This window comes from Micromonospora sp. CNZ299, from assembly GCF_002754415.1.
In genome coordinates this window covers 4,975,416-4,993,203 of record NZ_PEFG01000001.1, presented here as the reverse complement: position 1 = coordinate 4,993,203, position 17,788 = coordinate 4,975,416, and the positions used below count along the sequence as shown (strand labels likewise).

Annotated in this window: 15 protein-coding genes and 1 pseudogene; 8 read left to right on the top strand and 8 right to left on the bottom strand. The window is 71.7% G+C overall.

What is annotated here, in order from left to right:
- Positions 1–61: 61 nt before the first annotated feature.
- The gene (locus CLT68_RS22770; protein ID WP_099853851.1) at positions 62–868 is read left to right on the top strand and encodes an SDR family NAD(P)-dependent oxidoreductase; all 807 of its coding nucleotides are present in this window, start codon (positions 62–64) and stop codon (positions 866–868) included.
- Positions 869–926: 58 nt separating this feature from the next.
- Here the strand turns inward: CLT68_RS22770 and CLT68_RS22765 are convergent, their stop codons facing one another.
- The 3 genes from CLT68_RS22765 to CLT68_RS22755 form a co-directional block, all read right to left on the bottom strand.
- The gene (locus CLT68_RS22765; RefSeq protein WP_099853849.1) at positions 927–1,427 is read right to left on the bottom strand and encodes a hemerythrin domain-containing protein; all 501 of its coding nucleotides are present in this window, start codon (positions 1,425–1,427) and stop codon (positions 927–929) included.
- Positions 1,428–1,507: 80 nt separating this feature from the next.
- The gene (locus tag CLT68_RS22760; RefSeq protein ID WP_088948327.1) at positions 1,508–2,377 is read right to left on the bottom strand and encodes an NAD(P)H-hydrate dehydratase; all 870 of its coding nucleotides are present in this window, start codon (positions 2,375–2,377) and stop codon (positions 1,508–1,510) included.
- Positions 2,361–3,089 (bottom strand): histidine phosphatase family protein, encoded by a 729-nt coding sequence (locus tag CLT68_RS22755; protein WP_099853847.1) that lies wholly within the window; start codon positions 3,087–3,089, stop codon positions 2,361–2,363. The genes CLT68_RS22760 and CLT68_RS22755 overlap by 17 nt, the downstream gene beginning before the upstream one ends.
- Positions 3,090–3,147: 58 nt before the next feature.
- Here CLT68_RS22755 and CLT68_RS22750 point away from each other — a divergent pair.
- Positions 3,148–4,167 (top strand): annotated as a pseudogene (locus CLT68_RS22750) (DNA polymerase domain-containing protein); the annotation flags it as partial.
- A 7-nt stretch (positions 4,168–4,174) separates the two neighbouring features.
- On the opposite strand, the gene CLT68_RS22745 reads toward CLT68_RS22750, so the two are convergent.
- Positions 4,175–4,681, bottom strand: a complete 507-nt coding sequence (locus CLT68_RS22745; protein ID WP_099853845.1) for an Lrp/AsnC family transcriptional regulator — start codon at positions 4,679–4,681, stop codon at positions 4,175–4,177.
- Positions 4,682–4,787: 106 nt separating this feature from the next.
- Here CLT68_RS22745 and pdhA point away from each other — a divergent pair, with 106 nt between their 5' ends.
- The 4 genes from pdhA (at position 4,788) to CLT68_RS22725 (ending at position 10,173) form a co-directional block, all read left to right on the top strand.
- Positions 4,788–5,954 carry a pyruvate dehydrogenase (acetyl-transferring) E1 component subunit alpha gene (gene pdhA, locus CLT68_RS22740; protein WP_099853843.1) on the top strand — a complete coding sequence of 389 codons (1,167 nt, stop codon included), beginning with the start codon at positions 4,788–4,790 and terminating at the stop codon, positions 5,952–5,954.
- Complete coding sequence (locus tag CLT68_RS22735) at positions 5,951–6,967, top strand: alpha-ketoacid dehydrogenase subunit beta (protein WP_199177261.1); 1,017 nt, start codon at positions 5,951–5,953, stop codon at positions 6,965–6,967. The genes pdhA and CLT68_RS22735 overlap by 4 nt, the downstream gene beginning before the upstream one ends.
- Positions 6,964–8,328 (top strand): dihydrolipoamide acetyltransferase family protein, encoded by a 1,365-nt coding sequence (locus CLT68_RS22730; protein WP_099857495.1) that lies wholly within the window; start codon positions 6,964–6,966, stop codon positions 8,326–8,328. The genes CLT68_RS22735 and CLT68_RS22730 overlap by 4 nt, the downstream gene beginning before the upstream one ends.
- 165 nt (positions 8,329–8,493) lie before the next feature.
- Positions 8,494–10,173: a right-handed parallel beta-helix repeat-containing protein gene (locus CLT68_RS22725; RefSeq protein ID WP_099857494.1), complete on the top strand. Its 1,680-nt coding sequence runs from the start codon at positions 8,494–8,496 to the stop codon at positions 10,171–10,173.
- Positions 10,174–10,291: 118 nt separating this feature from the next.
- Here the strand turns inward: CLT68_RS22725 and CLT68_RS22720 are convergent, their stop codons facing one another.
- Both CLT68_RS22720 and CLT68_RS22715 read right to left on the bottom strand, forming a co-directional pair.
- Complete coding sequence (locus CLT68_RS22720) at positions 10,292–12,391, bottom strand: PQQ-dependent sugar dehydrogenase (RefSeq protein ID WP_099853839.1); 2,100 nt, start codon at positions 12,389–12,391, stop codon at positions 10,292–10,294.
- A gap of 22 nt (positions 12,392–12,413) precedes the next feature.
- Positions 12,414–13,370, bottom strand: a complete 957-nt coding sequence (locus tag CLT68_RS22715) for a sugar phosphate isomerase/epimerase family protein (protein ID WP_088948319.1) — start codon at positions 13,368–13,370, stop codon at positions 12,414–12,416.
- Positions 13,371–14,123: 753 nt separating this feature from the next.
- Here CLT68_RS22715 and CLT68_RS22710 point away from each other — a divergent pair.
- Positions 14,124–15,392, top strand: a complete 1,269-nt coding sequence (locus CLT68_RS22710) for an Ig-like domain-containing protein (protein ID WP_099853837.1) — start codon at positions 14,124–14,126, stop codon at positions 15,390–15,392.
- A gap of 109 nt (positions 15,393–15,501) precedes the next feature.
- Here the strand turns inward: CLT68_RS22710 and CLT68_RS22705 are convergent, their stop codons facing one another.
- Complete coding sequence (locus CLT68_RS22705; RefSeq protein WP_099853835.1) at positions 15,502–16,518, bottom strand: SMP-30/gluconolactonase/LRE family protein; 1,017 nt, start codon at positions 16,516–16,518, stop codon at positions 15,502–15,504.
- Between the two features lie 184 nt (positions 16,519–16,702).
- Here CLT68_RS22705 and CLT68_RS22700 point away from each other — a divergent pair, with 184 nt between their 5' ends.
- Positions 16,703–17,089 (top strand): STAS domain-containing protein, encoded by a 387-nt coding sequence (locus tag CLT68_RS22700; RefSeq protein ID WP_099853833.1) that lies wholly within the window; start codon positions 16,703–16,705, stop codon positions 17,087–17,089.
- A gap of 55 nt (positions 17,090–17,144) precedes the next feature.
- On the opposite strand, the gene CLT68_RS22695 is transcribed toward CLT68_RS22700, so the two are convergent.
- Positions 17,145–17,537 carry an FKBP-type peptidyl-prolyl cis-trans isomerase gene (locus CLT68_RS22695; RefSeq protein ID WP_088948315.1) on the bottom strand — a complete coding sequence of 131 codons (393 nt, stop codon included), beginning with the start codon at positions 17,535–17,537 and terminating at the stop codon, positions 17,145–17,147.
- Positions 17,538–17,788 lie beyond the last annotated feature (251 nt).

Sequence of the window (17,788 nt, the reverse complement as noted above, 5' to 3'; positions counted from 1 at the left end):
CGGTAGGGAGCGGTCACCCCTGCCGGTACGACCGCCACCCGCACGAGAGGAGTCACCCATCATGACCACACCGTCCACCGACCGGCCGCTCGCCGTGGTGACCGGGGCGTCCAGCGGAATCGGGTACGAACTGGCGGTGCAGTTCGCCGAGCACGGTTTCGACCTCATCGTGGTCGCCGAAGACGACGGCATCTCGTCGGCGGCCGAGAAGCTGCGCCGCGACGGAGGCCCGGAGGTCCAGCCCGTCCGTGTCGACCTGGCCCGTGAGCAGGGCGTGGAGGAGTTGGCGTCCACGATCGCCGCCACCGGCCGCCCGGTGGACGCCCTGGCGCTCAACGCCGGCCGGGGCGCTGGCGGCGCCTTCGTCGGCGGTACCGACCTGCGCGACGAGTTGGAGATCGTCGACCTCAACGTCCGCTCGACGGTGCACCTGGCGAAGCGGTTGCTGCCCGGCATGGTCGAGCGGGGCGCCGGCCGGGTGCTCTTCACCTCGTCGATCGCCTCGACCATGCCGGGGCCCTTCCAGGCGGTGTACAACGCCTCGAAGTCGTTCGTGCAGTCCTTCGCCGAGGCGCTGCGCAACGAGTTGAAGGACACCGGTGTCACGGTGACCTCGCTGATGCCCGGGCCGACCGACACCCAGTTCTTCGATCGGGCCGACATGGAGGACACCCGGGTCGGCTCGGGCTCCAAGGACGACCCGGCGAAGGTCGCCGCGCAGGGCTTCGAGGCGCTGATGAAGGGCGATCAGACGGTCACCGCGGGTTCGCTGATGAACAAGGTGCAGACCGCTGCCGGCAAGATCATCCCGGACAAGCTCAAGTCCGAGCAGCACCGCCGGATGGCCGAGCCGGGTTCGGGCGACTGACCCGGTGCACGACGAAGGGCCCGGCATCGTGCCGGGCCCTTCGGTGTGAGCAGGCGCTTCAGGCGGTCACCGCGTCGATCGCCTTCTTGATCGCCTTCGGGTCACTGGGCGTACGAGGGGCGTCCGCCCGCAGCGCGATCATCTTCTCGCCGATCTCCTGCAACTGCTTACGACCCAGGGCCTCGCGGACCTTGGGGAACCACTCTTCTTCCTCCTCCTCGACGTGGTGCGTCACGTTCTCGATCAGCACCGTCGTCTTGGCGTTGAAGTGCTCGTGGTCCGCGTCCATGGCGGCCAGCTCGGCGCAGAGCACGTCGGCCACGTGGTGCTCCTCGTACGACTCGAGGATGTCGTCCTCCAGGTCGGGCAGCAGCCGGCGGACCTCCGGGTACATCACCTCGTTCTCGAGGTAGGTGTGCACGGTCAGGGCCTCGATGATCTGCCCGACCAGCTTCTGCCGCTTGCTCGCAGGCCCCTCCTCGGCATCCTGGAAGGCCTTGAACAGGCGGCGCATCTCCTTGTGGTCCTCTTTGAGCAGGACGATGGCATCGGTCGACACCGGTATGACCTCCCTGAAAAGTCTCGGCTGGTGGGGTTCCGGTACCCCCACGCCGAACGCGGAAAACAGGTGAAACCGCCTCAGACCATCGCCAGGGTGCGGGGGATCTCGTCGAGCAACTCCCGAGCCAGAAAGCCGATCCGGCCGTACCGGGGGATCAGCCGCTGACCGCTCACCGCGTGCGCGAACGAGCCCCAGCAGGCGGCCTGAGCCGGGTCGGCTCCCCGGGACAGCAGCCCCGCCAGCAACCCGGCGAGCACGTCCCCGCTGCCGGAGGTGCCCAGCCCGGCGTCGCCGCTCTCCTCCCGCCAGCCCCGCCCGTCGGGGGCGGCCACGTGCCCGTACAACGAGACGACCGCCTCGTAGCGGACGGCCAGCTCGGCCGCCTCGGCGTCCAGGTCGTCACCCGGGTCCCGCCCGAGCAGGTGCCCGGCCTCGGTGACGTTGGGCGTGAGCACCACGGGCCGGCCCGAGCCGACCAGCAGGTCCGGTGCGTGGCTGAGGGCACCGAGCGCGTACGCGTCGAGCACCAGTGACGTCTGCGGCCGGGCCGCGTCCAGGACCAGGCTCAGCAGGCGGTTGGTCTCGTCGATCGCCTTCAGCCCGGGGCCGAGGGCCACGACGTCGGCCTGCGCGACCAGCTCGCCGAGCTGGCCGTCCCGGTCGGCGGCGACCGCGCCGTCGGCGGTCTCGGGCAAGCCGACCACCAGCGCCTCGGGCACCTCGATGCTCAGCGTGGCGGCGGTGGACTCGGCGGCGGCGAGCTGGAGCACCCCGGCCCCGGCGCGCAACGCGGCCACCCCGGCGAGGAGCACCGCTCCGGGGGTGAAACGGGAGCCGCCGACGACCAGCACGGTGCCGCGGCTCTCCTTGCCCCCGGCCGGCACCGGCAGTGCCCAGTCCCGCAGCAGCCCCGGCGTGATCACCTTCACCTCAGACCGGCTCGGCATGGATCTCGTCCTCCCTGGTTGGCCGGGCGCCCTGCTGCCGCAGGTGCTCGACACGGTTGAAGGCGGTGAGCGCCAGTCGGCCCTCGTCGGCCGACCACTCGGTGATCGAACAGTTGGCGATCACCTCCTGGCGGGTGAGCGCCATCAGCTCATCCTCGGTCAACCCCTCCACCAGATAGCGAAGCAGGAAGACCAGCGCGTCGTGGCCGAAGAGCAGCACCCGGCTACCCTCGTGGTCACGGCGCAGGTCGCCCAGCAGCGTCCGCAGCCGCAACGCCACGTCCGTCCAGGACTCGCCGCCCGGCGGCCGGTAGTAGAACTTGCCCAACCGCTCCCGACGGTCGGCCTCGTCCGGGTGCCGCCGCCGCACCCCGTGCCCGGTCAGCCCGTCGAGGATGCCCAGCTCCCGGTCGCGCAGCCGCTCGTCGCGGTGGACGGGAATGTCGGTGCCGGCCAGCGCCAGTCGGGAGGTCTGCACGGCGCGCAGGTACGGCGACACCACCGCCACGTCCGGGCGCTTCGCGTCCGGCAGCTCGGCCAGCCAACGGCCGGTCGCCCGGGCCTGGTCCTCGCCGGTCGCGGAGAGCGGCACGTCGGCGTCGCGGTGGGTCAGGTCGATCAGCTCCGCGCCCGACGCCTCGGCGTGCGTCGCCGCGACGTTCGCGGTGCTCTCGCCGTGTCGGACGATCCAGAGGGTTGCCAGTTCCGCCATGCGGCACCCCTACCCGGGCGCCACCGACGGTAACCGTGTCCGGTGATCCGCCATGCCGATGTCCGCTCGGTGGGCGTCCGGAGTGTGGGCAGGTCGTACCCTCGGTGGCGTGGCGACGGCGGCCGAGGAGATCCAGGTGGGGGCGCGGCTGGTCCGCGTCTCCAGCCCCGACAAGCCCTACTTCCCGGAGCGGGGCCTGACCAAGCTGGACGTGGTCCACTACTTCCTGGCGGTCGGTGACGGCATCCTGCGTGCCCTGCGGGACCGGCCGACGATGCTGGAGCGCTGGCCGCGTGGCGTCTTCGAGGGCGCGACGATCGCCACCCGGCAGACCAACCGGGGCGACGCGTTCTACCAGAAACGACTGCCGGCGGGCGCGCCCGAGTGGGTACGCACCGCGCACATCACCTTCCCCAGTGGCCGTACCGCCGACGAGATCGCCCCGAGCGAGCTGGCCGTGGTGATCTGGGCGGCCAACCTGGGCACGTTGCGCTTCCACCCGTGGCCGGTCAGCGCCTCGGACGTGGAACGCCCCGACCAGCTGCGCATCGACCTCGACCCGATGCCCGGCGTCGGCTTCGAGCAGGTGGTGCCGGTGGCCCGCGAGGTCAACGCGTTCCTCGCCGAGCTGGGGATGACCGGCTACCCGAAGACCACCGGTGGGCGGGGCCTGCACGTCTACCTGTCGATCGAGCCGCGGTGGAGCTTCGGTGAGTGTCGCCGGGCGGTGCTCGCCCTGGGTCGGGAGATGCAACGCCGGTTGCCGGAGCTGGTCACCACCACCTGGTGGCGCGACCAACGCGACCGGCCGGTCTTCATCGACTACAACCAGATGGCCCGCGACCACACGGTGACGTCGGCGTACTCGATCCGGCCGACACCGCAGGCCCTGGTGTCGGCGCCGCTGGAGTGGGCGGAGCTGGACGACGCCCGCCCGGAGGACTTCGACGTGCTCAGCATGCCGGCCCGCTTCGCCGAGCGTGGCGACCCGCACGCCGGCCTGGACGGCGACCGGCACTCGCTGGAGCCGTTGCTGGAGCTGGCCGACCGGGACGGGCTGGAGGCCCCACCGGAGCGCTGAGCGCTCAGGCCCAAGGGCTGCCGGCCCCGTCGAACTCCTCGAACACCAACCAGGTGCGGGTGGACAACACCCCCGGGATGCTCTGCACCCGGCCCAGCACCACATCCCGCAGTGCGGCGTTGTCCGGCGCGCGGACCAGCGCGAGCACGTCGTGGTCGCCACCGAGCAGCGCGGCGTGCTCGATGTAGCGGACCCGGGCCAGCTCGGCCGACACCTCCCGCCAGGTGTTCTGCTCGATCGTCAACGCGACGTACGCCGAGGTGCCCAGCCCGGCAGCCTCGGGTGCCACCTGGGCCCGGAAGCCGGTGATCACCCCGTCGCGCAGCAGCCGCTCCACCCGCGCGTACGCGTTGGTGCGGGAGATGTGGATCCGCTCGGCGAGGGTGCGCACCGACGTCCGACCGTCCCGGACCAGCTCGTCGAGGATCCGCCGGTCCACGTCGTCCAGGGCTCGGGCCGATCGTCCCGATCCCGCCGCCGGGCCCGCGCCGTCTGCGGTCTCCTGGCTCACTGTCGGTCCCTCCCCATGCCAACCGTCCCGCCTTCTGCGTGGATCTTGAGTCAATCATCCAACAGGCGGAAGCATAGGCTCACCACACGTCCCAGGAGGTTCCGCCGTGACGACCACTCCCCAGGCGGTCCGCAGGGCATCCCCGCGCACCCGTCGGGCGGCCACCCCGCCCGACCCGGCGCGCCCGCTGCTGCCGAACACCGAACCCGTCCGCCTGCTCGACCCGACCGGCACGCCGCTGCCGGCCCGCACCGACTATCCGGAGCCGCCCGTCGAGGTGCTGCGCGAGCTGTACCGCCGGATGGTGCTCGGCCGCCGCTTCGACACCCAGGCGACCGCCCTGACCAAGCAGGGCCGGTTGGCCGTCTACCCGTCCTCGCGGGGCCAGGAGGCGTGCCAGGTCGGCGCGGTTCTCGCGGTCCGCGACACCGACTGGGTCTTCCCCACCTACCGCGAGTCGATGGCGCTGGTTGCCCGGGGCATCGACCCGGTCGAGGTGCTCACCCTGCTGCGCGGCGACTGGCACTGCGGCTACGACCCGACCGAGGTGCACACCGCACCGCAGTGCACCCCACTCGCCACCCAGTGCGTGCACGCCGCCGGCCTCGCGCACGGCGAGGCGTACCAGGGGCGCGACACGGTGGCGCTGGCGTTCATCGGTGACGGCGCGACCAGCGAGGGTGACTTCCACGAGGGGATCAACTTCGCGGCCGTGTTCAAGGCGCCGGTGGTCTTCTTCGTGCAGAACAACCGGTACGCGATCAGCGTCCCGCTGTCCCGGCAGACCGCCGCGCCGTCGCTGGCCTACAAGGGCGTCGGCTACGGCGTACCCAGCGAGCAGGTCGACGGCAACGACCCGGTCGCCGTGCTCGCTGTGCTCACCCGCGCGGTCGCGCACGCCCGCGCCGGCAACGGGCCGTTCCTCGTCGAGGCGCACACCTACCGGATGGAGGCGCACACCAACGCCGACGACGCCAGCCGCTACCGCGACGGCGCCGAGGTCGACGCCTGGCGTGACCGGGACCCGGTCGCCCGCCTGGAGACCTACCTGCGCGCCCGCGGTGTGCTCGACGACGCGGTGGTTGCCGAGGTCGCCGAACAGGCCGAGGCGTACGCGGCGGACCTGCGGACCCGGATGAACGAGCAGCCCACCGTGGACCCGATGAGCCTCTTCGACCACGTCTACGCCGAACCCACCCCGCAGCTGATCGAACAGCGCGAGCAGCTCCGCGCCGAGCTGGCCGCCGCTCGCGACGAGGAGGGTGACGCCTGATGGCCACCACCATGGCGAAGGCGCTCAACACGGCGCTCGCCGACGCCCTCGCCGCCGACGACCGGGTCGTCGTCTTCGGTGAGGACGTCGGTCAACTCGGTGGCGTCTTCCGGATCACCGACGGCCTCCAGGCCCGCTTCGGCGAGAAACGGTGCTTCGACACCCCGCTCGCCGAGGCCGGCATCGTCGGTTTCGCGGTGGGCCTGGCCATGTCCGGGCTGCGGCCGGTCGTCGAGATGCAGTTCGACGCGTTCGCGTACCCGGCGTTCGAGCAGATCGCCTCGCACGTGGCGAAGCTGCGCAACCGCACCCGGGGCAAGCTCAGCGTGCCCATCGTCATCCGGGTGCCGTACGCCGGCGGCATCGGCGGGGTCGAGCACCACTGCGACTCGTCCGAGGCGTACTACGCGCACACCCCCGGGCTGAAGGTGGTCACCCCGGCCACCGTCGAGGACGCATACTCGCTGCTGCGCGAGGCGATCGACGACCCCGACCCGGTGGTCTTCATGGAGCCCAAGAAGCTCTACTTCGGCAGCGCTGAGGCGGCCCTGCCGACCCGGACCGAGCCGTTCGGGCGGGCCGTCGTGCGCCGGCCGGGACGCGACGCGACCCTGGTGGCGTACGGGCCGGCGGTGCCGGTCGCGCTGGAGGCCGCCGAGGCTGCCCGCGAGGAGGGCTGGGACCTGGAGGTCGTCGACGTCCGCACCATCGTGCCGTTCGACGACGAGACCATCGCCGCCTCGGTCCGACGGACCGGCCGGTGCGTGGTGATCCAGGAGGCGCAGGGCTTCGCGGGTGTCGGCGCGGAGATCGCGGCCCGGGTGCAGGAGCGGTGCTTCCACGCGCTGCACGCCCCGGTGCTGCGGGTCGCCGGGCTGGACATCCCGTACCCGGCGCCGATGCTGGAGCACACCCACCTGCCCGGCGTGGACCGGGTGCTCGACGCGGTGGCCCGGTTGCAGTGGGACGACCAGCCGGACCCGCGCTGGGCGGCGCAGGGCAGCGCGGCATGACCACCGTCGAGCGCACGCAGGTCTTCCTCCTGCCCGACCTGGGCGAGGGGCTGAGCGAGGCCGAGATCGTCGAGTGGCGGGTCGCCGTGGGCGACATCGTCACCGTCGACCAGAGCGTGGTCGAGGTGGAGACCGCCAAGGCGGTCGTGGACGTGCCCTGCCCGTACGCCGGCCGGGTCGTCACCCTGCACGGCGCGGCCGGTGAGGTACGCCCGGTCGGCCAGCCGCTGATCACCATCGCGCCCCTGGACGGCGGCGACGAGCCGGCCGGGCACGCCACCTACCGCGAGGAGGAGCGGGCCGGCTCCGGCAACGTGCTGATCGGCTACGGCACCGGGCACGGCGGTGCCACCCGGCGTCGGCGTCGACCCCGCCTGTCGCTGGCTCCCGAACCGGTCACTGCCGGTCCCGCTCGCGGGTCCGACGTGGCTGGCGACACCGGTCCGACCGCGGGCGGTCATCCCGCCGCAGCCGCGGCGACTGCCCTGGTCATCTCACCGATCGTGCGGCGGCTGGCCCGCGAGCAGGGCCTCGACCTCGCCACTGTGCGGGGCACCGGACCGGGCGGGGTGATCCGCCGCGCCGACGTGGAGGCGGCGCTGGCCGTGCCCGCAGCCCGGCTCGCCGCCGTGCCCGACCCGCACGTCGCGCTGGCCCCGGCCGGGGACGGCGACGTCATCATCCCGCTCACCGGCGTACGCAAGGTCATCGCCGACAAGCTCTCCCGCAGCCGGCGGGAGATCCCCGAGGTGACCATCTGGGTGGACGTGGACGCCACCGGGTTGCTGGAGACCCGCGCGGCGATCAACGCGGCGACTCCCGACGCGCCGGTGAGCATCCTGGCCCTGCTGGCCCGGATCTGCCTCAGCGGACTACGCCGGTTCCCGCAGCTCAACGCCCGGGTCGACACCGAGGCGCAGCGGATCGTCCAGTCCGCAGGCGTGCATCTCGGCATCGCCGCGCAGACCGACCGGGGTCTGCTGGTGCCGGTGCTGCGCGACGCCCAGCGGCTCACCACCGCCGAGTTGGCCGCCGAACTGGCGGCGACCACCGCCGCCGCGCGAGCCGGCAGCCTGCCGCCGGCCCGGCTGACCGGAGGCACGTTCACGCTGAACAACTACGGGGTGTTCGGCGTCGACGGCTCCACGCCGATCATCAACCACCCCGAGGCCGCACTGCTCGGCGTCGGGCGGATCGTGGACAAGCCATGGGTGGTCGACGGGCAACTCGCCGTGCGCAAGGTGACCCAGCTCAGCCTCACCTTCGACCACCGGGTCTGCGACGGCGGGGTGGCCGGTGGCTTCCTGCGCCACGTCGCCGACTGCGTGGAGCGCCCGGCGTTGCTGATCGCCGCCGTCTGACGGCGTACACCTCCCGGCCCCGGCGCCGCCCGTGCGGCGCCGGGGCCGGCCCATGTCCGGGGTTGCCCGGCGTGCGTCGTCGGGCCGGGGGTTTCCCGGCCGTTTCACCGGGAAGTCGGCCCCGCCGGAACGCACCGTACGCGTCGAAGGGAGCCACCTGTGGCCGTGGCGAACGAGCTGCTACTGAACTCGGTCCGGGTACGACGACCCGCCTCGGCGGGCGCGCCCCTCTACTGCGACGCGCTGGAATACGGGCTGACCGGTGACGGCGCGACCAATGACCAGCCTGCGCTGGCCGCCCTCGTGGAACGTCTCGGCGCCGGTTACGCCTCGGACGGGCGGGCCCGCGTCATCTACTGCCCGCCGGGCATCTACTCGATCCGGGACGCGGGGACGGTGTGGCGCAGCGGTGTCTCCTTGATCGGGGCCGGCCCGGCGGCGACCCGGTTCATGCTCAGCAACGAGGGCAACCGGGCCGATCCGACGCCGCTGGCCTTCTGGACCACAGTGCAGCACGGCGCCGACCGGGACCGGCACATCGCCGACTGCACCTTCTCCGACTTCCAGATCGACGGCTCCGGGGTCGCGATGGCCGAGTACAACTACCTGGCCAAGGGCCTCGGTATCCAGTACATGGTGCGGGGCGTGTTCCGCAACCTCTACATCCACCACACCGCCGCCACCGGGTTGGGCTGCGACTTCCTCCAGGACTCCCTGATCGACGGCGTGGTGGTGGTCGGCTGTGGTCGCCTCGACAACGGCGAGCAGATCGGCGGCGCCGGCATCGGGATCGGCATCGGCGGGTGGGGCCCGGTGGAGCGGCTGACCATCGCCAACTGCACCGCCCTGGCCAACGGCACCAACGGGATCTTCCTGGAGCTGCAGAAGGACTACTGGGAGCCGCCACGCGGCTACCGCATCATCGGCTGCCACAGTCAGGGCAACCGGTTCGGCATCTCCGACTGGGGCGCCGACGGTCTGATCGTCTCGGCCTGCACGATGACCGGCAACCTGGAGACCGGCTTCGACGTATCGTCGCAGGGCACCTCGTCGGTGGCCGGCCGGGGCGGGCTGCTCACCGACTGCGTCATCGACGGCAACCTGCGCGACGGGGTCAGCATCGGCAACACCCCCGGCCCGTACACCGTCCGGGGCAACCGGATCAGCGGCAACGGCCAGCACGGCTATCACACGCGCAACCTCAGGCGCGGCTACCAGGGCGCGATCCGGGACGTGGTGATCGAGAGCAACGAGATCTGGGGCAACGGGTTGGACGCGGTCCGGGTCGACCACCAGATGACCGACGCGGTGGTGCTCAACAACCGGATCCGCAACAACGGGCGACAGTACGCCGAAGGCACCGGCGGGACGGGTGATGCCGTGCGCTACGGCGAGCGGTCCGTGGTGGACCGGTCGGCCAACTGGCCGCACGACGGGCACCGGGGCAAGATGCTGCGGGTCGGACGGTCCGTCGCCATGGTCGCCGGCAACACCGGCGACGAACTCACCCTCGCTCCGGTCCGCCCGGACGCGTTCAGCGCGTGGAGCGGGGACATCCCGCCGCCGGGATGTGGATACGAACTGGCTGCCGCGCCGAAGCGGCGGGCCGGCATCACCATCGACGCGCCGTTCGACTCGGCCACCATCCGCGGCAACCGGATCTGGGACAACCACGACCACCAGACCCAGACGCACGGGCTGTGGATCACCGATCGGGGCAGTTGCGTGGGCAGCCGGGTCGAGGACAATGACCTCGCCGGCAACGCCGACGAGGGGATGCAGCTCGACACCCCGCCGGTGGGCGGACGCTGGCGGGACAACCACGTCGACAGCGACTGGACCTGAGCGACCACCCGGCGGCGGCGGTCAGCCGGGCAACGGCCCTCGACCGGCGGTCGGTGGTGGAACGAGGAGCGGCGGCGACCGGATCACTCCGGTCGCCGCCGCTGTCATCGTGAGGTGATCAGCCGGCCAGACCCGCCACCGGGTCCGGGTCCAGCACGACAGTGGCCGAGGCCGACTGCGGCGGCACACCCGGCTCAGTCGGCGCGTCGGTGTACTCGGCGACGAACACCGCGGTCAGGTTGTCCGCACCACTGTGCCCACCGTCCACGAAGGTGGGAATCGTCCCGGAGCACCCGGTCGCCGTGGAGAGCGGGTGCCCGTGCTCGTCGTGCCCGAGCACGTAGGTGACCTTCACCCGGGAGCAGTCCACCGGCAGGTCATCGGTGACCTTCACCTCGTACGCGACGGTCTGTCCGAACTGGAACGGCTGCCCGGCCACCGGGGTGACGAACTCGATGATCGGCGCGGTCGGCCCGACCACCAGCGGCAGGGTCGCCGAGGCGGAGCGTCCGGTGCGGTCGGTCACCTTCACCGTCGGGGTGTACGAGCCGTTCTCCTGGAACGTCCACGTCGGGTTGGGGTCGGTGCTGTCCACCGAGCCGTCCGCGTTGAAGTCCCACGCGTAGCTGAGCCTGTCACCGTCCGGGTCGGTGGTGCCGGCGCTGGAGAACGCGACGGTCAGCGGGGCCTGCCCCACCGTCGGGGTGCCACTGATCTTCGGGATCGGCGTCCGGTTGCCCCGGACGAAGTCGATCCGGGACAGCTGGGCGTCCGGGTTCTCGGCGAAGTAGCCGTCGCCGTACTCCAGCACGTAGAGCGCGCCGTCCGGGCCGAACTCCATGTCCATCGGGTTGTCCACGACCAGCGATGGCACCACCGGCCGGATGTCGGTGACGTCACCGTCCTCGTCGAGGCGGAACTCCTTGATGTAGTCGCGGGTCCACTCGTAGAACAGCGGCACCCCGTCGTAGTAGGCCGGCCAGCGGGTACGCGACGTGCTGGTCCCGTCGTAGTCGTACGCCGGGCCGCCCATCGGGCCGATGCCGCCGGAACCCAACTGCGGGAACTCCCCGGAGGCGGCGGAGGGATACCAGACCTCCGGCTGCTCCACCGGCGGCAGGATCCGCTTGCCCGTGTTGTGGGGTGAGTCGTTGACCGGGCGCTTGCAGTTGAACTTGGCGCCGGACTGACCGGTGGCGAAGTCGTAGTCGCGGTAGGCGATCGTCGGCGTGACGCAGTACGGCCAGCCGTAGTTCGCCGGCTTGTCGATCCGCATCCAGCGGCCGTGCCCGGCCGGCCCGCGCTCCGGGTTCGGGTTGGAGGCGTCGGGGGAGTAGTCGCCCAGGTACACGTCGTTGGTACGCCGGTCGACGGCGAACCGGAACGCGTTGCGAAGCCCCATCGCGTAGATCTCCGGGCGGGTCTTCGCCGTGCCCGGCTTGAACAGGTTGCCGGCCGGCACCGTGTAACCACCACCGGCCTTCACCTTGATACGCAGCAGCTTGCCGCGTAGGTCGTTGGTGTTGGCCGAGGTGCGCTGGGCGTCGTACGCCGGGTTACGGTCGGCCCGCTCGTCGATCGGGATGTAGCCGTCGGAGGCGAACGGGTTGGTGTCGTCACCGGTCGACAGGTACAGGTTGCCCAGGCTGTCGAAGTCGATCTGGCCGCCGACGTGGCAGCAGATGCCCCGGTCGGTGGGCACGTCGATGATCTGCTGCTCGCTGGTGAGGTTCAGCTTCATTCCGTCCAGCTTGAACCGGGACAGCCGCAGTGCGCCCTTGAACCGCTGCCAGTCCGCTTCCGTGCCGACCTCCGGCGCGTCCCCCTCGTTGACGTCGGGCGTCGCCGGGTCGTCAACCGGTGTGTTCATCGGCGGCGAGTAGTAGAGGTAGACCCACTTGTTCTGGGCGAAGTTCGGGTCGATGGCGACCCCCTGCAGCCCCTCCTCGTCGTGCTCGTACACGGGGATGTCGGCGGCGAGGGTGTTCAGCCCGGTGCGCGGGTCGTGGATGCGGACCTCGCCGGTGCGGGAGGTGTGCAGCACCCGCAGGTCGGGCAGGACGGCGAGGCTCATCGGCTCGCCCGGGAAGTCGTTCAGTGTCACTTTCTGGAAGCTGCTGTCCGGCGGTGCGGCCGGCGCGGCGGCCGCGGCTGACGGTGGTACGACCAGGCCGGCCGTCACCAGCAGCAGGGCGGACGCGAATGCGGTCCTGTTCATCAAGTGGTCCCCCGAGGTGCTTTCAGTACCGGAGTGAAGCGAGATAGTCGAAGCCGACCCGGGCGGTGTCCAGGGCGTCGGCGGGGGAGCGTGGCGGGGTGCCTGCGTCGTCGCGCTCCACGATGTACTCCTCGATGCCGGCCTCGCGCTCGTGGGCGAAGATCCGACCGAAGTCGATGAGGCCGTCGCCGAGGTCGGCGAAACCGCCCTCGACGTCGAGGTCCTTGACGTGCACCTGACGGATCCGGCCGCGGTTGGCCCGGATCACGTCGACCGGGTCGTGCGCGCCCCGCCAGGTCCAGTAGAGGTCGAGCTCGAAGTGGACCAGTCGGGGATCGGTCTGCCCGGTGAGGATGTCGAACCCGGTCGAGCCGTCGGTCAACGGCACGAACTCCAGTTGGTGGTTGTGGTAGCCGAAGTCGAGCCCGGCACGTTCGGCCATCCGGCCGGCCTTGTTCAGGTCGCGCGCCAGGGCCCGGTAGACGTTGGGGTCCCGGATCGCCTGGCCGCTCGCGTCCCGACCGAAGTACGGGTGGACGATCTTCTTGCACCCCACGACGTTCGCGTCGGCGAGGGCTTGTTCCCAGGTGGCGGCGTCGAACGGCTGCGGGATGCCGGTGTGCCCGGAGGTGGCGCGCAGCCCGGCCTCGTCGAGCGCCGCCCGGAACTGCGCGGCGGTGCGTCCGACGAAACCGGCGTGCTCCACCCGCCGGTAGCCGATCCGGCGCAGCGCGTCCAGGGTGCCGGGCAGGTCGGCGGCGAGTTGATCGCGCAGCGTGTAGAGCTGGATGCTGATCCGGTCCACCGGCACCCGGCGCCGTCCGTGGGACTGTGCGGCGGGCGCGGCGGCGGCCGGAGCGGCGAACATACCGGCAGCGCCGACGGCAGCGGCGGAAACGGTCGCGGCGCGCAGAACCGCACGGCGGCTGACCGGCTCGGACACCGCTGTCGGCTCCGGTTGGTTGATCTGTTGATCCATGGTGGTGGTCCCTTCCTGACGGCTGGCATGCCGTCTACGGCAGTCGACCTGGCTGCCGTCGCCCGGACGCGCCGAACCGGCCGGAGGCTGGCTCCGGCTGGACGGTGAGGGACGGTGCTCGGGTGCGGCCCGGACCCCTCGGGGGCGGAACGCGGCGACCCGGCAGGGCGGCGGCGAGCTGATCGACGAATGGGCAACCCTCTATCTGGATCGTGACCCTACCCTTGCCTCCGGACGAAGGCAAAGCTTCGTCGTGATCGGCAGAAGTTTCGCTCCAACTGACAAAAGTCCGCCCCCGAGGTGCGCCGCCTGCCGCGACCTCCTACTTCCGCGCCGGGTCGCGCCGGCCGCGCCGGGTCGCGCGGGTCGCGCTGGGTCGCGCCCCCGGGTCCGTGATCCACTCGCGTTCATGGAAGTCGCGGTGTCCGTGACGCCCCGATACCCCGACTTCCATGAAACCGAGTCGATCATCCCGGTGCGACCCTCGCATGCCTCGTTCGCGCCGCTTCCGCCCAGGCGGGCCCAGGCGGGACCGGGCCGGGTCAGACGCCCTCATCCGGACAGCCGGTGTGGCGGTCGCTCAAGCAGAGCAAACAGCGTGACACGGGTCGCTTGAACGCCTCATCCGCCAAGCGGAACATTGGCGGAAATTGCGTCGATAAATGCACCTCCAATTATTTGCGAATGCCGTGGACGCCCCTGTCGAAGAAGCGAGAATGTGACAGAGGGAAGTCAAATACGGGGGGACTGAACATGACGTCTAGGCGGCGATTGACGATGTTGGCGGTAACCATCGCAGCCGCACCACTCGTCCTGGGTGGGTGCACCGCCAACCGGGAGTCGGCGACCGGTTCGGCCAAGGGGCACGCCGCCCCGCCCGAGCTCGCCGTGACACCGGGGGACAAGACCCGCGACGTGCCGGTCAGCGCCGAGGTGGGCACCGTGGTCAAGGGCGGCCGGGTCACTGGCGTACGCCTCACCGACGACAAGGGCAAGCAGGTCAACGCCGAGCCGCGCGAGGATGGCTCGGGCTGGGTGCCGAGCGCGCCGCTGCAACCGCGACGGACCTACACCGCCGAGGTGACAGCCGCTGGCGACTCCGGTGCCACCACCACTCGCACCACCACGTTCACCACGATGGCGAAATCCAGCAAACCGCAGATCACCAGCACCCTCTATTTCGTCGGCAATCGGACGTACGGCACGGCGATGCCGGTAACCGTCGCGTTCGACCCGGGAATTCCGAAAGAGGCCAGAGCGGATGTTCAGCGGCGGTTGTTCGTGAAGACCAATCCCCCGCAGCCGGGCACCTGGTCGTGGCTCGAGGACGGAAGTCAGGTCTATTACCGGGCACCCGATTTCTGGAAGCCGGGGACCACGATCAGCGTCCGGGCCGGCCTGGAGGGTCTGCCGATCGGGAAGGACCGGGTCGGCGACTCCGAACGAACCGCGACCTCCAAGATCGGACGCCAGGTCTCACTGGAGATCGACAACGCCACGAAGCAGATGACGGTGATGCGCGACGGCAAGCAGGTCCGCCGGATCCCGGTCAGCCTGGGTAAGCCGAGCACCCCGAGTTCCAGCGGCAAGATGGTGATCATGGAGAAGCACGAACGGACCACCTTCGACACCCGGGGTGAGCCCAACGGCGGGTACGTGGTCGACGTCGACGACGCGCAGCGCTACACCTGGGGTGGCGAGTTCCTCCACTCCGCCCCGTGGTCGGAGGGGGACCAGGGCAACACCAACGTCTCGCACGGCTGCGCCAACGTCTCCGCCGCCGCGGCCGACTGGTTGATGGGGGTGACCCAGGTCGGTGACCTGGTGACCGTCAAGGGCACCGAGGTGGAGTTGCAGCCCGGCAACGGCTGGACCGCGTGGAACGTGAGCTGGGACGAGTTCGTCCGGGGCAGCGCCCTGCCGGTGCCGCCCGGGCTCAAGCCCGCGCCGGTCGCCCCGGCGCACCCGGGAGCGGTGGCCGGCGGGTCGCCCGCCCCGGCACCCTCGGTCAGCGGTCGCTGAGCCACCGCCGCCAGCCTTCGGGGCCGGCCCGCCACCGCGGCGGGCCGGCCCCCTCGTCGCCTTGACGTCGTCGAGGCAAGGGCCGCACCGACAAGGGGCGTGGGAGCGATCACCCCAGGGGTACGCGGGCCACCCCGGTCCCGATCAGGCTGCCCAGCCACAGGTGGTCGCCGTGCTGGCGTACCCCGGTGATCATCCGGTAGTGCCCGTTCGGGCCGTGCAGCGTCCGGCGGACCCCGCCGTCGCCGTCGACCAGCGCGACCAGCCCGTAGCGGCGCGGCTGTGGCTGCATCGCGTCGGGCAGCAGCGCGGCGATCTGGCGCAGTCGCGGATGCGGCAGCAACCGTTCGGCGATCGGCACCCGTGGGCTGGGCAGCGCGATCCAGTACGTCCCGTCGCCCACCGCGGCGAGATTGTCCGGGTACGCGGGCAGGTCGGCCAGGACCCGGACACCGCCGCCCAACTCCACGCGCAGCAGACGGTGGGTGCTGGTCTCCACCAGCATCAGGGCCGACTCGTCCGGGGTCAGCGCGATCCCGTTGGGGAAGTACAACCCGTCGGCCACCACTTCGGTGCGACCGCTGCCCGGGTGGTAGGCCAGCACCCGGCCGTTGGGGCGGTGCTCCAGCAGGTCCCGTTTCCAGTGCGACACCGGAAACCGGTCGGAGCTGTCGGTGAAGTAGATGGTGCCGTCGCGGCCCACCGTCGCGTTGTTGGCCAGGTGCACCGGAGGTGTCGCCCCGGTCAGTTCGCGTACCGTGCCGTCGGGCGTGACCCGCAGCAACCCCCGGTACGCGTCGCAGACCACCAGGGCCTCACCGGACGGGTCCAGCTCGATGCCGAGCGGTCGGCCACCGGTCTCGGCCAGCAGCCGGGGTCGGGTGCCGGCCGGCGCGTCGACCGGCCACCACCAGAGTCGACCCTCCTCGTCGCCGCTGATCACCCGCCCGGTGCGGTCGATGAGCACGTCCTCCGGCCCGACGGCGCCGTCGGGGAGGGGCAGCACCTCGGCCTGGTCGAGCCGGCGGTCGGTGGGAGCCCACGCCCCGGTCAGTGCCGGAGGGACGGTTGCCGGCTCGCGGACGGGACGGATCAGCCGGGGCGGCCGGGGCCGGGGGATCAGCATCCGCCTATTCTCCACCGCCGGTGTCGGCCGTCCCCGTTGTGCCGCTCGCGCGGCGTGCCGACGGTCGGGCCCCGGGCTCCACCCTGAGGGGGAGGGGCAGCACCTCGGGGTATGACCCTGGGCGTACCCGGAATCACTCCGCGGAGGGGCGAAACTGTCGGGGGTGGGGGCTAGATTTCAGGGCATGGAAGAGCACAGCGACCGGCTCGACGTGCAGGTCAGCGTGGGTGACCGGATGGTCCTCATGCGGGTGGCCGGCGAGGTCGACATCGCCACGGTCGCCGCGTTCCGTTCCGCGCTGTGGTCCGCGCCGCCTCGTCCGGTGCTCCAGTTGGACCTGTCCGAGCTGCGGCTGCTCTCCGCCGCCGGCATCCGCACCCTGCTCGCCGCGCATCTGCGCGTGCGGGCTCGCGGCGGCGAGCTGGTCCTGGTCGACCCGAGCCCGGTGGTGGCGCGGGTGCTGCGCGCAACCGGTCTGCACCGCGTGATGCCGATCCTGGAGCCGGCCCGGGTGGTCGAGGCGGCGCGCCGTCCGCTTCCCGCGACCGCGCACCTGCAGCTGGTCGCCTGACCCGAGGCGCGGCGCGGGGGCCGCCGGCGTGCGCCGGCGACCCCCGGACAATCGGTCAGCGCACGCCGAGCAGGTCGACGATGAAGATCAGCGTCTCGCCCGGCGCGATGACGCCGGCCGCGCCCCGGTCGCCGTACCCGAGGTGCGGCGGGATGGTCAGGCGGCGGCGGCCGCCGACACGCATGCCCACGACGCCCCGGTCCCAACCTGCGATGACCTGACCGCCGCCGAGCGGGAACTCGAACGCCTCACCCCGGTTCCACGACGAGTCGAACTCGCCGCCGGTGGAGTGCGACACCCCGACGTAGTGCACGCTGACCAGCTGGCCTGCCTCGGCCTGCGGGCCGTCGCCCACGGTGATGTCCTCGATCACGAGGTCGGCCGGCGGTGCACCCTCGATCGGACCCACCTCGGGCTTGCCCGATCGGGCGCCTGCTGCCTGGTTCATGCGGGGATCTCCTGCCGTGTTGGGTGATGTGTCCGGTCACCGTCGATCCTGCCGGATCGCCCCTCACCGATGTGCGGCGGACCCGCCACCTGCTCGATCGCCCGCCGCGCCGCGCCGCCGGTGGCAGGGCCGACGGCCACGACGAACCCCTCGACGGTACGACCAGAGGCCCCGGACTTCGCCCGACCGCCGACGTCGGGCCGGCCGTTCGCCTAGGCTCGGGAGCGGCCGGCCGGCGGGGTGCGGGCGGT